Source organism: Rhodococcus sp. BP-316 (assembly GCF_019836105.1).
In the GTDB taxonomy this organism is placed as follows: Bacteria; Actinomycetota; Actinomycetes; order Mycobacteriales; family Mycobacteriaceae; genus Rhodococcoides.
In genome coordinates, this window is record NZ_JABUEE010000006.1 from 328,940 (window position 1) to 342,141 (window position 13,202).

The 13,202-nt window shown below is 69.9% G+C and carries 11 protein-coding genes; 7 read left to right on the forward strand and 4 right to left on the reverse strand.

Features of this window, described 5'->3' with window-relative positions; translation table 11 throughout:
• The first annotated feature begins 216 nt into the window (after positions 1-216).
• Positions 217-906 carry a hypothetical protein gene (locus tag HQ312_RS14210; protein ID WP_056443289.1) on the forward strand — a complete coding sequence of 230 codons (690 nt, stop codon included), beginning with the start codon at positions 217-219 and terminating at the stop codon, positions 904-906.
• A 157-nt stretch (positions 907-1,063) separates the two neighbouring features.
• Here HQ312_RS14210 and HQ312_RS14215 read toward each other — a convergent pair whose 3' ends face one another.
• Together HQ312_RS14215 and HQ312_RS14220 are read right to left on the reverse strand one after the other, a co-directional pair.
• Positions 1,064-2,107, reverse strand: coding sequence for an aspartate-semialdehyde dehydrogenase (locus HQ312_RS14215; protein ID WP_222638971.1), 1,044 nt, complete (start codon positions 2,105-2,107; stop codon positions 1,064-1,066).
• A 7-nt stretch (positions 2,108-2,114) separates the two neighbouring features.
• Complete coding sequence (locus HQ312_RS14220) at positions 2,115-3,380, reverse strand: aspartate kinase (RefSeq protein ID WP_027506651.1); 1,266 nt, start codon at positions 3,378-3,380, stop codon at positions 2,115-2,117.
• 128 nt (positions 3,381-3,508) lie between these two features.
• Between HQ312_RS14220 and HQ312_RS22220 the strand changes: the two genes are divergently transcribed.
• Together HQ312_RS22220 and leuA are read left to right on the forward strand one after the other, a co-directional pair.
• The gene (locus tag HQ312_RS22220) at positions 3,509-5,185 is read left to right on the forward strand and encodes an FUSC family protein (RefSeq protein WP_222638972.1); all 1,677 of its coding nucleotides are present in this window, start codon (positions 3,509-3,511) and stop codon (positions 5,183-5,185) included.
• 168 nt (positions 5,186-5,353) lie between these two features.
• Positions 5,354-7,174: a 2-isopropylmalate synthase gene (gene leuA / locus HQ312_RS14230; protein WP_027506649.1), complete on the forward strand. Its 1,821-nt coding sequence runs from the start codon at positions 5,354-5,356 to the stop codon at positions 7,172-7,174.
• Between the two features lie 48 nt (positions 7,175-7,222).
• On the opposite strand, the gene HQ312_RS14235 is transcribed toward leuA, so the two are convergent.
• On the reverse strand, positions 7,223-8,116 hold the full coding sequence (locus HQ312_RS14235) for a LysR family transcriptional regulator (RefSeq protein ID WP_222633309.1): 894 nt from the start codon (positions 8,114-8,116) through the stop codon (positions 7,223-7,225).
• Between the two features lie 72 nt (positions 8,117-8,188).
• Here HQ312_RS14235 and HQ312_RS14240 point away from each other — a divergent pair, with 72 nt between their 5' ends.
• From HQ312_RS14240 to HQ312_RS14255, 4 genes are read left to right on the forward strand one after another with little or no spacing between them, the layout of a single operon-like run.
• Complete coding sequence (locus HQ312_RS14240) at positions 8,189-9,148, forward strand: EamA family transporter (RefSeq protein WP_222638973.1); 960 nt, start codon at positions 8,189-8,191, stop codon at positions 9,146-9,148.
• 38 nt (positions 9,149-9,186) lie between these two features.
• Complete coding sequence (locus HQ312_RS14245; protein ID WP_027506646.1) at positions 9,187-10,098, forward strand: iron-siderophore ABC transporter substrate-binding protein; 912 nt, start codon at positions 9,187-9,189, stop codon at positions 10,096-10,098.
• A gap of 30 nt (positions 10,099-10,128) precedes the next feature.
• Positions 10,129-11,415 (forward strand): MurT ligase domain-containing protein, encoded by a 1,287-nt coding sequence (locus tag HQ312_RS14250; RefSeq protein ID WP_222638974.1) that lies wholly within the window; start codon positions 10,129-10,131, stop codon positions 11,413-11,415.
• Positions 11,408-12,109 carry a type 1 glutamine amidotransferase gene (locus HQ312_RS14255; protein WP_204869628.1) on the forward strand — a complete coding sequence of 234 codons (702 nt, stop codon included), beginning with the start codon at positions 11,408-11,410 and terminating at the stop codon, positions 12,107-12,109. The genes HQ312_RS14250 and HQ312_RS14255 overlap by 8 nt, the downstream gene beginning before the upstream one ends.
• Here HQ312_RS14255 and HQ312_RS14260 read toward each other — a convergent pair.
• The gene (locus HQ312_RS14260) at positions 12,106-13,182 is read right to left on the reverse strand and encodes an AbrB family transcriptional regulator (RefSeq protein WP_308115831.1); all 1,077 of its coding nucleotides are present in this window, start codon (positions 13,180-13,182) and stop codon (positions 12,106-12,108) included. The genes HQ312_RS14255 and HQ312_RS14260 overlap by 4 nt on opposite strands.
• Positions 13,183-13,202: the final 20 nt, after the last annotated feature.

Sequence of the window (13,202 nt, forward strand, 5' to 3'; positions counted from 1 at the left end):
CATCTTTGACCAACGGTTGGACAGGGTCTACTTGCGGCACGACTGACCTGCACCTACTGTCGAAGTCGATTCGTCGCACGTGCGGTGTCGTCACCTCGTCCACCGTGCGCTCACGTCGAAGTGCGAGGCGTTCGAGCCCCGGGGCGCCCGGCACCACACGGCCACTCTCGAGCAGGCTGTTCGCCACCACCCTGGCGCGCGGCCGGCAAGGACACGATGTCTTACCACGGCGGTTTCCCGCACCACGGTGATCCTTCGGGCCGCGGCGCTCGACCTCGTCCGGGCACTCTCCCCGGTCCCGATCGCGCCCGCGGTCGCTACACGTGGCGCTATCTCGACACCGACGACGCCGCCCGCCTGTGGGACGAGGTGACCGACTGGGTGTGGTGGCTGCGTGACCGCTACGAGCTGACCGAGCGCATCCCCCGCTGCTGGTACCGGCACGGACCGGTGGTCGAGGAGTTCACCGCCGTGTTCGCGTCCTGGAGCGAGGCCTACGGCGGCGAGAGCGGACTGTCCCGCTGGCATTCGCAGGACCTGTGGCCACTGATCGAGCGGCTCGAGGTGATCGCCGGATTCGAACAGTGTCAGGCCGACGGGTGCTCGCACGACTCCGGCTTCCTCCACGCTCCCGAGGGCACCGAGGCGGTCATGGAGCCGCTGGTCGACTCGTCGGGCCGCGATGCCGACGAGCCGGTGTCCACGGTCGATGCGATGGTGGTCGGTGTCGTCGACGAGAGCGTGATGCTCTCGGCCGTGGTCAGCGGCGAGGCGACAGCGCTCGACGCCGGTCTCCCCCACGGGCGCTACCGACTCGACGGACGCCTGTGGACCTGGAGTTCGATCCTGGGTGGGTACGTGCCGTCACGCGACACGCACCGCACCCTGCGCGCCCTCGAGAGCTGAGCGCGCGGGACCGAATCCGACCGGCCTCCGGCCTTCTCGCCTGATCCGACCGGCCTCCGGCCTTCCCGCCGAACCCGACCGGCCTCCGGCCTTCCCGCCTGATCCGACCGGCCTCCGGCCTTCCCGCCTGATCCGACCGGCCTCCGGCCTTCCCGCACTACCGAACGAAGAGTTCGGCGATCTGGATCGTGTTGAGGGCAGCACCCTTGCGCAGGTTGTCGCCGGACACGAACAGCGCGAGTCCGCGACCGTCCGGCACACCGGGATCCTGCCGGATGCGTCCGACGAGCGACTCGTCGGCGCCGGCCGCCTGCAGAGGCGTCGGCACGGCCACCACGCGCACGCCGGGAGCCGACGACAACAGTTCCGTCGCCCGTTCCACGGGCAGCGGGTTCGCGAACTCCGCGTTGATCGACAGCGAGTGGCCGGTGAACACGGGAACGCGGACGCACGTGCCGCTCACCAGCAGGTCCGGCAGACCCAGGATCTTGCGGGACTCGTTGCGCAGCTTCTGGTCCTCGTCCGTCTCGCCGCTTCCGTCGTCGACGAGAGAGCCCGCGAGCGGCAGGACGTTGAACGCGATCGGCGCGGTGTAGACCGTCGGATCGGGGTACGCGACGGCGCTGCCGTCGTGCACCAGCTTCTCGGCGTCGGCCACCACGGCGCGCGCCTGCGTCGCCAGTTCCTCGACACCGGCGAGACCGCTGCCGGACACTGCCTGGTAGCTCGAGACGATGAGCCGCTGCAGCCCGGCCTCGTCGTGCAGCACCTTGAGCACCGGCATCGCCGCCATGGTGGTGCAGTTGGGGTTCGCGATGATGCCCTTGACGAGATTCTTCGTCGCCTCGGGGTTCACCTCGCTGACCACGAGCGGGACGTCGGGATCCTTGCGCCACGCGGAGGAGTTGTCGATGACGGTGACGCCGGCGGCGGCGAAGCGCGGCGCCTGCTCGCGGGACATGGTGGCGCCGGCCGAGAACAGCGCGATGTCGAGCCCGGTGGGATCCGCGGTGGACGCGTCCTCCACGGTGATCTCGCCGTCGCCCCACGGCAGGGTCTTGCCGGCGGACCGGGCGGACGCGAAGAAACGGATCGAGGCGACGGGAAACTTACGCTCCGCCAACAAGGTTCGCATGACGGCGCCGACCTGGCCGGTCGCGCCGACGACTCCGATGTGGAGGCCGGTGGAATTCGTGGTCATGGTGCTCCTACCTTCCGGTTCCGCCGTGCACGACGGCGATCTCGTCGCCGCCGAGGCCGAAGGCGGCGTGCAGCACGCGCACGGCCTCGTCGAGCTCGGAGTCCTTGGTCAGCACGGAGATACGGATCTCCGAGGTGCTGATGAGGTCGATGTTGATGCCCGCGTCGGCGAGCGCTTCACAGAACGTCGCGGTGACGCCGGGGTGCGACTTCATGCCGGCGCCGATGAGCGAGACCTTGCCGATGTGGTCGTCGTAGAGCACCTTGGTGAAGCCGATCTCGCCCTGCAGCTTGGTCAGCTTCTCCACCGCGGTGGGTCCGTCGGCCTTGGGGCACGTGAACGTGATGTCGGTCTTGCCGGTGTCGATGCGCGAGACGTTCTGCAGCACCATGTCGATGTTGATCTCGGCGTCCGCGACGGCCCGGAAGACCTTGGCGGCGAAGCCCGGCTGATCGGACAGGCCGACGACCGTGACCTTCGCTTCGCTCCGGTCGTGCGCGACACCGGTCAGAATGGCTTCTTCCACTGGAATGTCCTCCATGGATCCGGACACGATGGTCCCTGGCTTGGTGGTGTACGACGAGCGGACGTGGACGGGAACGTTGTAGCGGCGGGCGTATTCCACGCACCGCAGCATCAAGACCTTGGCGCCGCACGCCGCCATCTCGAGCATCTCCTCGAACGAGACCTTCTCGAGGTGACGGGCGTCGGGAACGATGCGTGGGTCGGCGGTGAAGATGCCGTCGACGTCGGTGTAGATCTCGCAGACGTCGGCGTTCAGTGCTGCCGCGAGCGCGACGGCGGTGGTGTCGGAGCCACCGCGCCCGAGCGTCGTCACGTCCTTGCTGTCCTGGCTGACGCCCTGGAAACCGGCGACGAGGACGATCGAGCCCTCGTCGAGTGCGTCGCGGACGCGCCCGGGCGTCACGTCGATGATCTTGGCGTTGCCGTGCACGCTGGTGGTGACGACGCCGGCCTGCGATCCCGTGAAGGACCGGGCCTCGGCGCCGAGGGAGTGGATGGCCATGGCGACGAGCGCGTTGGAGATGCGTTCGCCCGACGTGAGCAGCATGTCCATCTCCCGCGCGGGCGGCGCGGGGCACACCTGCTGCGCGAGGTCGAGCAGTTCGTCGGTGGTGTCTCCCATCGCGGAGACGACCACGACCACGTCGTGGCCCTTGCGCTTGGTCTCGACGATCCGTTCAGCGACGCGCCGGATCCGCTCGGCGGTCGCCACCGAGGATCCTCCGTACTTCTGAACGACGAGTGCCACGCTGGTGCTACCTCCCGAGTCGAGAACGTCCCGCTGGACATCCACTGGTGCGACGGGTGCCGCCGGAACGGTCAGCAGCCTACCGACCTGCGGAGGTCCGGGGGGAATCGCGTGCCTACCATCAGGTGGTGACAGCCCCGGACCCGTCCGCTCTACCGCCTCGTCCTCGGCGCCGACGACTCTTCGTCGCGGTGCCGTCGGTGGAGCCGCGCTGGCCCGGCGGCCTCCGCGCCGCGCTCGCGTTCGGTGTTCCGGCACTCGCGCTGCTCGCGCTCGGTTTTCCCACCGAGGCCCTGCTGACCGCGGCAGGCGGGTTCGCCGTCGTCTACGGCGAGGGCCGGCCGTTCCGGTCCCGCTGGTCGGTCGTCCTGTGGGCCGGTCTCGCGCTCGTGCTGTCCGCCACCGTCGGCGGCCTCGTGGGCCAGTACGGCGACCCGCGGAACTCCGTGGTGGGCGCCGTCCTCGTCGTCGTGGTGCTCACCGTCCTGGGCACCGTCGCGACCTTCGTGGTGGATGCGCTCCGTCTCGGACCGCCCGGTGCCTTCTTCTTCGTCCTGACCTGCGCGATCGCCACCATCGTCCCGCAGAGCGGGGTGACGGCGTGGGTCAACTCCGCCTGCGTCGCGCTCGGAGCGCTGTGGGCCCTGGTCGTGTCGATGGCACCGGCGCTGCGCGACGCGTCGAAACCGGAACGTGACGCCGTGGCGGCCGCCGAGCGGAGCGTGACCGTCTTCGGTGAGGCGCGCACCGCGGGCGATCCCGCGGTCGGTGCCCGGCACCGCGCCGCCGTCGCGGTCGATCGCGCCTGGGCCGCGCTGCACGACGCCGGGATACCGGCTCGCCGGATCGACGATCCGCTGGTCCTGCGACTACGGAGAGTCCACCTCGACTTCGCGCGCATCATCGGCGACGCACCGCTCGATCCCGAGCACGCGTCGGACACCGTGCACGTCACTCCGGATCACACGCCCTCCGTCCCGATGTCGCGCCCGACGATCAAGTTCCGGCTGGTCCGGGCCCTGCACGTCGATTCCCACGCCACCACCACGGCGCTCCGCGTCTTCTGCGCATCAGCGGCCTCGGGCGCGATCGCCGTCGTCGCCGGGCTCGGGCGGCCCGACTGGGCTGTCATCGGCGCGGTCCTCGTGCTGCAACAGGGCCTCGACCGACCACGAGGTACCGTCCGCGCCCTGCACCGCCTGGTGGGCACGGCCGTCGGAGTGGTGCTCTTCGCCATCGTCTTCTCACTGTCACCGAGCGGGTTCGTGCTGGTCCTGCTGCTGATGGCACTGCAGTTCCTCATCGAACTGGTCATCGCTCGGAACTACGGCATCGCCGTCATGTTCATCACGCCCCTGGCGCTGCTCATCGGCGGCGCGTCCCATCCGGGTGCGCAGGCGTGGCCGCTCGCGACCGAACGTCTCGTCGAGACGTGCATCGGTGTGGTGTGCGCGCTGGCGTCGATGTGGGTGGTCGCTCGTCACGCTCATCGGCGGTGCCTGCTGTGGTGCGACGGGCGCGTTCTCGACGCCTGTCGCCGGACGGCGGATCTGCTGCGCACCGTGACACCCACCCATCCGGACGCCATGACCGCGCGGCGAGACGTGCAGTTCGAGCTCGTCGGGGCCGCCTTCGCCGCCGAGCACGCCGTCAGCGACGACCGGGAGTGGACGTCGGCGAGGTGGGAGTCGCACCTGCGAGTCGACGCGGCCGGGTACGACCTCCTGTCCGCCTGCTGGCGCACCGCAGACGGCGCCATGCTGGCGGAACCGGAGCGGTGGGCGGACGTGGCACCGCGCCCGTGAGACGTGCCGGTGTCGTCCGCGCGGGCGACGGAGTAGGGTGACCCGCATGTTCGGCGCCGGGTTCGCCCTCCTCCTTCGTCGCCGCGACGGGGTCTGATTCACAGACCGGCTCCCTGTCGCGGGTCTTTTCGGCGCCGGTCGTCCCCTTCCTCACAACGGAGATCATCGATGTCACCCGCCGACGCTTTCGTATCCGGCTCACGCACGGTCACCACCCCCACCAAGCCTGCGCCCGCCGATCAGCCCTCGTGGAACACCCAGAAGAACTCGTCGATGCCGACGTTCCGGTACCGGTCGTTCGCCGAGGAGGTCGAACCGCTCACCCTCCCCGACCGCACCTGGCCGGACAAGGTCATCGATCGCGCACCCCAGTGGTGCGCCGTGGACCTGCGTGACGGCAACCAGGCACTCATCGACCCGATGAGCCCCGCGCGCAAGCGCCGCATGTTCGAACTGCTGGTTCGTATGGGCTACAAGGAGATCGAGGTCGGTTTCCCGTCCGCGAGCCAGACCGACTTCGACTTCGTCCGCGAGATCATCGAGGACGGTGCGATTCCCGACGACGTCACCATCCAGGTGCTCACCCAGTGCCGACCGGAACTGATCGAGCGCACGTTCGTCGCGTGCGAGGGCGCCCGCAGCGTCATCGTCCACTTCTACAACTCCACGTCGATCCTGCAGCGCCGCGTGGTCTTCCGCGCGGACCGCGACGCCATCGAGAAGATCGCGACCGACGGTGCCCGCAAGGTGCTCGAGGAGGCGACGAAGTTCCCCGACACGCACTGGCGCTACGAGTACTCGCCCGAGTCCTACACCGGCACGGAGCTCGAGTACGCCAAGAAGGTCTGTGACGCGGTCACCGAGATCATCGCTCCCACACCGGAGAACCCGATGATCCTGAACCTGCCCGCGACCGTCGAGATGGCGACCCCCAACGTCTACGCCGACTCCATCGAGTGGATGCACCGCAATCTCGAACGTCGCGACTCGATCGTGCTGAGCCTGCACCCGCACAACGACCGCGGGACCGGCGTCGCCGCAGCCGAACTGGGCTACCAGGCCGGCGCCGACCGCATCGAGGGTTGCCTCTTCGGCAACGGTGAGCGCACCGGCAACGTCTGCCTGGTCACGCTGGGCCTGAATCTCTTCACTCGCGGAGTCGACCCGCAGATCGACTTCTCCAACATCGACGAGATCCGGCGCACCGTCGAGTACTGCAACCAGCTGCCCGTCCACGAGCGCCACCCGTACGGCGGCGACCTGGTCTACACCGCGTTCTCCGGCAGCCACCAGGACGCCGTGAACAAGGGCCTCGACGCGATGAAAGTGTCTGCGGACGAACAGGATCAGGACGTCGACGACGTGCTGTGGCAGGTTCCGTACCTGCCCGTCGACCCCAAGGACGTCGGCCGCACGTACGAGGCCGTGATCCGCGTCAACTCGCAGTCCGGCAAGGGCGGCGTCGCTTACATCATGAAGTCGGACCACGGGCTGGTGCTGCCGCGTCGACTGCAGATCGAGTTCTCCTCGGCCGTGCAGCGCGTCACCGACGGCGAGGGCGGCGAGGTGTCGCCCAAGGCCATGTGGGACGTGTTCTCCGAGGAGTACCTGGCCCCGATCGTTCCTCTCGAGCGCATCCGGCAGCGCGTCACCGCGGCCGAGGAGGACGGCGGAATCGACTCGATCTCCGCGATCGTCAAGGTCGACGGCGCCGAGCAGGAGATCACGGGCGACGGCAACGGTCCACTCGCCGCCTTCGTCGACGCGCTGGGCTCCATCGGGTACGACGTCAGCGTCCTCGACTACTCCGAGCACGCCATGTCCGCCGGCGACGACGCCCAGGCCGCGGCCTACGTCGAGGCGGCCGTGCGGCTGCCCGGCGGCGGCGAGACCATCGTGTGGGGTGTCGGTATCGCCACCTCCATCACCACGGCATCACTGCGCGCCGTGGTCTCGGCCGTGAACCGGGCGGCACGATCCGGGGCGTAGCCCTCGTGCGCGTTCTGCGCATCCAGGGATACGCAAAAGGCGCACGGGTCACGCAGTGACCTCCGCGACCCGCGCCGCGAACGCGTCCACCACGGCCCGCACGGCCGGACGCTCCGCGGCGCGGGGTCGTGTCGCCAGGTCGTAGATGCGGGCCGCGCGCACCCCGGCCAACCGGCGTTGCGTGACACCCGGGTGCGTCGAGGCGTGGCGCGGCATCAGCGCGATCCCGTGGCCGTGGGCCACCAGCTCCTCCATGAGCCGGAAGTCGTTGATCCGCAGATTGACTCGCGGCGCCACCCCGGTGACCGTCGCGATGGAGAGCAGCACGTCGTCCACCGGGAACCCTCCGCGGACACTGATCCACCGCTCGTCCGCCAGATCCTCGATGTCGACGGCATCACGCTCCGCCAGCGGGTGCCCCGGCGGCAGCACCAGGTCGATGGGCTCGCGCATCAGTGAACGCACCTCCACCCGCTCGGACGCGATGCTCGGTGCGCGCTCGTCCCGATGCGTCAGCACCACGTCGTAGTCCGCGAGCAACGCCGGCACGGCCGACGCGGGCACGTCCTCGTCCCGGGCGTCGACATCCACACCCGCCTCGGTGAGCCGGTCCAGAACCCCCGGCAGCAACAGTGCGGCGCCCGAGGGGAAGAGCGCCAGTCGAACGGTTCCGCGTGCGCTGCCGCGGTACGACGCCATCTCCTCCGACGCCCGGTCGAGGGCGGCGAGCACGTCGTCGGCGTGAGGAAGCAGCGCGCGTCCCGCCGCGGTGAGCCGCACGCGGCGCCCGTCGGGTTCGAGCAGGGCGACTCCCGCCTCCCTCGCCAACACCTTGAGCTGCTGCGACACCGCGGACGGTGTCATCGACAGCGCGTCGGCGGCCGCGGCGACCGTGCCGCGATCCGCCAGCGCCCGCAGGACGCGCAACCGGTCGACATTCATGTAGCAACGCTACAGCTACCGGTCACCACAATTCGATTGTTCTTAGCAGTCGCACCCGGAACACTCGAGGTCATGACCACTCGCGACCGCCTGCTCGGACTGATCGTCGTGGTGGTCTGGGGACTGAACTTCCTCGCCATCCGCGCCGGGCTCGACCAGTTCCCGCCGTTCTTCTTCGCTGCGCTGCGGTTCGCGGTGATCGCCGTTCCGGTCGTCCTCTTCGTCCGCCGACCGACCGTGCCGGTGCGCTGGCTCCTGCTGTACGGCACGGGTTTCGGCCTGCTGCAGTTCGCGTTCCTCTTCGCCGCGATGAACGCCGGCATGCCCACCGGCCTGGCCTCGCTGGTACTCCAGTCGTCGGCGCCGTTCACCGTCGTTCTCGGCGCGCTGCTGCTGCGGGAGAAGGTCGGGCCGCGCCAGTGGATCGGGATCGGCATCGCCGTCGGGGGCATGATTCTCATCGGGTGGGATCGTGCCCACAACGCCACCCTCCTGCCCGTGCTGCTGACGCTGCTGGCAGGCCTCAGCTGGGCCTTCGGCAATCTCGGAAACCGACTGGCGACTCGAGCATCTCGACCGGCCTCCGGCGTTCCCGTCGAGCCGATGCGACTCATGCTGTGGATGACGGTGGTTCCCCCGCTGCCGATGTTCGCGTTGTCGGCCGTCGTCGAGGGTCCGACCACGGGATGGACCGCCATCGGCGACGTGGTGTCGGCCGGGCAGTTCTCCGGGTTGATCGGGCTCGCCTACATCGTGCTCATCGGCACGATCGCCGGCTCGGGACTGTGGACCGTCCTGATCAGCCGCTACCCCGCCGGCGTCGTCGCGCCGTTCTCGTTGCTGGTCCCGGTCGTCGGCATCGGTGCGTCCTGGCTCGTGCTCGACGAGACGCCGAGCGTCCTCTCCCTCGTCGGTGCGGCCGTCGTGATCGGCGGCTGCACGTGGGGTCTGAGCCGCTCGCCGCGATCCGCGACGACCACACCGACCGAGCCCCGGATCGTGACTCCCCCGTCCGGAGCCACCGTCGGTTAGGGTCCCCTCACCATCACTGTGACGGAGGCTCGGCAAGCGTGTTCGGAAGAAGAAGTACTGTCCTGGCGACCCTGCTCGCCGCGACGGCCCTCGTGGCCTCGGCGTGTTCGACCGATGCGACAGCCGAGGACGCCGCGGACAGCACCCGGACCGTGACCCATGCGCGCGGGGACACGGAGGTGCCCTCGTCGCCGTTGCGAGTCGTCACTCTCGAACCCGTCCAGCTCGACACGAGTGTCGCGCTCGGCGTCGTTCCGGTGGGCACGTCGGTGCTGAGCGAGGCGACGGGGGTGCCCCCGTATCTGGGCGACGAGGCGTCGCGCATCGAGACCGTCGGCACCGTCGCGGAGCCTCGCGTCGAGGCCATCGCGGCTCTGCAGCCGGACCTGATCCTGGGAACGGAGACGCGCCACTCGGAGCTGTACGAGCGGTTGTCCGCGATCGCTCCGACGGTGTTCATGGCGTCGCAGAGCGACCCGTGGCAGGACAACGTCCGCCTCGTCGGGCGCGCCCTCGGACGTGACGCGGAGCCGTTGCTGGGCGAGTACGACGCGCGGTGCGACGAGATCGCCGACAGGTTCGACACCGCCGGGTCGACAGCGCAGCTCATCCGGCCACGCAACGAGGAGCTCACGCTCTACGGACCGCTGTCCTTCGCGGGCAGCACCCTCGAGTGCGCCGGGTTCACCACGCCGCCCCGCCCGGAGTGGTCGAACGAGATCAGTGTCGACGTCTCCCCCGAACTGGCGACGGAGGCCCGCGCCGATCTCGTGGTCGTGACGTCGGCGACACCGGACGATCCGGCGTCGATGCCCACGTCCGTCACGTCGAACACGACGGCGTTCCCGAATCCGCACCTCGTCGACCAGTCGTACTGGATCACCGGCGTGGGACCTCGCGGCGGACAGGCCGTGCTCGACGACATCGAACGGATCCTCGGGGCGTCCTGAGTTCCTTCCCGTGTGGGAGGATCGGACACCATGATCGACAGCAGCAGACGGCACCTCGGAGCCCGCGGACGCCTGGCACTGTCGGCGGCCTCCGCGGCCGCGTGGGCCTCGCAGAAGGCCGGTCGCGGCAAGGGATCGATGATCGGCGGTCTCGTCGCGCTGAAGATCGACCCGGCCCTCATGTCGCGCCTGGGCGCGAATCGACGCACGGCCGTCATCACCGGCACCAACGGCAAGTCGACCACCACCCGGATGACCGCGGCGGCGCTCGCGACACTGGGCGAGGTGGCGACGCAGGCCGACGGCGCCAACATGGACGCGGGCATCGTCGCCGCGCTGAACTCACGGCGCACCGCGCCGCTGGCGGCCCTCGAGGTCGACGAGCTGCACGTCCCGCACGTGTGCGACGCCGTGAACCCCGAGGTTCTGGTGTTGTTGAACCTCAGCCGTGATCAGCTCGACCGCGTCGGCGAGATCAACATGATCGAGCGCAAGCTCCGCGCGGGAATCGTCGCCCATCCCGACACCGTCGTCGTCGCCAACTGCGACGACGTGCTGATGACGTCCGCGGCGTACGACGCTCCGCGGACCGTGTGGGTGGCCGCCGGCGGCGGGTGGGTCGGCGACTCGGTCAGCTGCCCCCGCACCGGGGAACCCATCGAGTGGAACGGCACGCACTGGCGCAGCACAGGTCTGCTGGAGGGCGGGCGCGAGTTCTCGCGGCCGGAGCCGCAGTGGTGGCTCGACGACGAGAACCTGTACGGCCCCGACGGTCTCGTGCTCCCCATGAACTTGACGCTGCCCGGCCGGGCCAATCGCGGAAACGCGGCGCAGGCCGTCGCTGCCGCGGTCACGATGGGCGCCGACCCCGCGCAGGCCGTCGCCGCGGTGTCCGCGGTCGACGAGGTGGCGGGCCGCTACAGCTCGATCCAGTACGGATCCCACACCGTGCGCATGCTGCTGGCCAAGAACCCCGCCGGATGGCAGGAAGCACTGTCGATGATCGACCCGGCCGCCGACGGCCTGGTGATCGCCGTCAACGGCCAGGTGCCCGACGGCGAGGACCTGTCGTGGCTGTGGGACGTGCGGTTCGAGCACTTCGAGAACACCACGGTGGTGGCGGCCGGTGAACGTGCGACCGACCTGGGAGTTCGCCTGACGTACGCCGGAGCCGACCACACCGTGGTGCCGAACCCGTTGCGGGCCATCGCCTCCTGCCCACCCGGGCGCGTGGAGGTCCTGGCGAACTACACGGCCTTCCGTGACCTCGGCCGGGCACTGGCGCGCGAGACCGCGAAGGAGGCACCCGGTGTCTGATTTCCGTATCGGGCTCGTCCTGCCCGACGTCATGGGCACGTACGGCGACAGCGGCAACGCGCTCGTCCTGCGCCAGCGCATGCTGATGCGCGGACTCGACGCCGAGATCGTGTCGATCACCCTCGCCGATCCGGTGCCCGAGTCCCTCGACGTCTACGTGCTCGGCGGAGCGGAGGACTCGGCGCAGCGACTCGCGACGAAGCACCTCGCGCGCTACCCCGGACTGCAGCGCGCCGCCGAGCGCGGTGCACCGGTGCTCGCCATCTGCGCGGCGATCCAGGTGCTGGGCGAGTGGTACGAGACGAGCTCCGGCGAACGCGTCGACGGTGTGTCGATGCTGAACGTCACCACGGCGCCGCAGGCGACGCGGTCCATCGGCGAGGTCATCACCCGCCCGGTGTCGGACCGCCTCACCCAGACACTCACCGGCTTCGAGAACCATCGCGGCGGAACCACTCTCGGCCCCGACGCGGCCCCGTTCGCCCGAGTGGAGCACGGCATCGGCAACGGAGTGGGCGACGGCAACGAGGGGGTCGTCCAGGGATCGGTCATCGGGACGTACATGCACGGGCCGGCGCTGGCACGGAACCCGGAGCTGGCCGACCACCTGCTCGAGACCGCTCTCGGACACCCGCTCGAGCCGTTGCACCTGGCCGACGTCGAGCAACTGCGCACCGAGCGTCTGCGCCGCTAGACCGAGACCGGATCCTCGGCCGGCCTCCGCGCCGCCCGGCGCATCAGGAGCTGGGCGATGAGCGGTGCCGCCACGAGCATCGAGACCAGCCGGATGAGCTGCACGCACGCCACGAACGTGACATCGGACCCGGTGGACGCGGACACCGCGAGCACTGCCGCCAACCCGCCGGGGGTCGTCGCCAGGTAGCCGGTGAGCAGGCTGGTCCCGGTCCACGCGGACAGCGCCCATCCGAGCAGCGCACAGATCACGCCGATGCCGAGCACCAGCGCGAACGCGTAGGGGAAGAGTCGGCCGATCAGGCGCATGCTCGACATCGTGAACGCCAGTCCCGCTTGCCATCCGATGACCAGGAACGCGAGTGGCAGCACGATCATGGGAACCTCGATGCCCACGGGCCAGCCCAGCAGCGCGCAGGCGCCGGACACCATCAGCGGACCCAGCGTGGCCGGTGCAGGAAGCCGCGCGAGCCGCCCCACCGCGATGCCGACGAGAACAGCGCCGAGCAGGAACAGCAGACCCACCCACCACGGCAGCGCATTCTCGTCGGGTGCGGCCGCCGCGACCGAGTGGGTGTCGGCGTGGAACACGAACGTGACCACCAGAGGCATGGTCACCACCACCAGTGCCACCCGCAGGTACTGCACCACCGCGACCACACGTTCGTCGCCGCCGAGCTCTCTCGCTGTCGCGACGAGACCGGTGGCCCCGCCCGCGATCAGCGCCAGCATCCCGGTGGCCGCGGTGACGTCCTTGTTCAATGCGAGCAGTGCACCGCAGCCGGCGCTGACGACGAGCGTCGCGATCCCGATGGCGACCGCAGGAAACCAGTTGTCCCCCAGCGCACTCAGCGTCTCGACATCCACCATGAGACCGATGGTGACGGCCAACGTTCCCTGCGCCGCCATGGATCCCGCGCGCGGGACGGCGCGCGGCCCCAGTCCGGTGAGGGCGAAGACCACCGCCACCACCAGTGCCGCGAACAACGACGGCGCCGTCAGGCCGACGGCGTCGAGCGCGAACCATCCGGCCACGGACACGGCTGTGAGCGCCACCCAGCGGGTGGCGCTCACAGCGACGGTACGAACTCCGC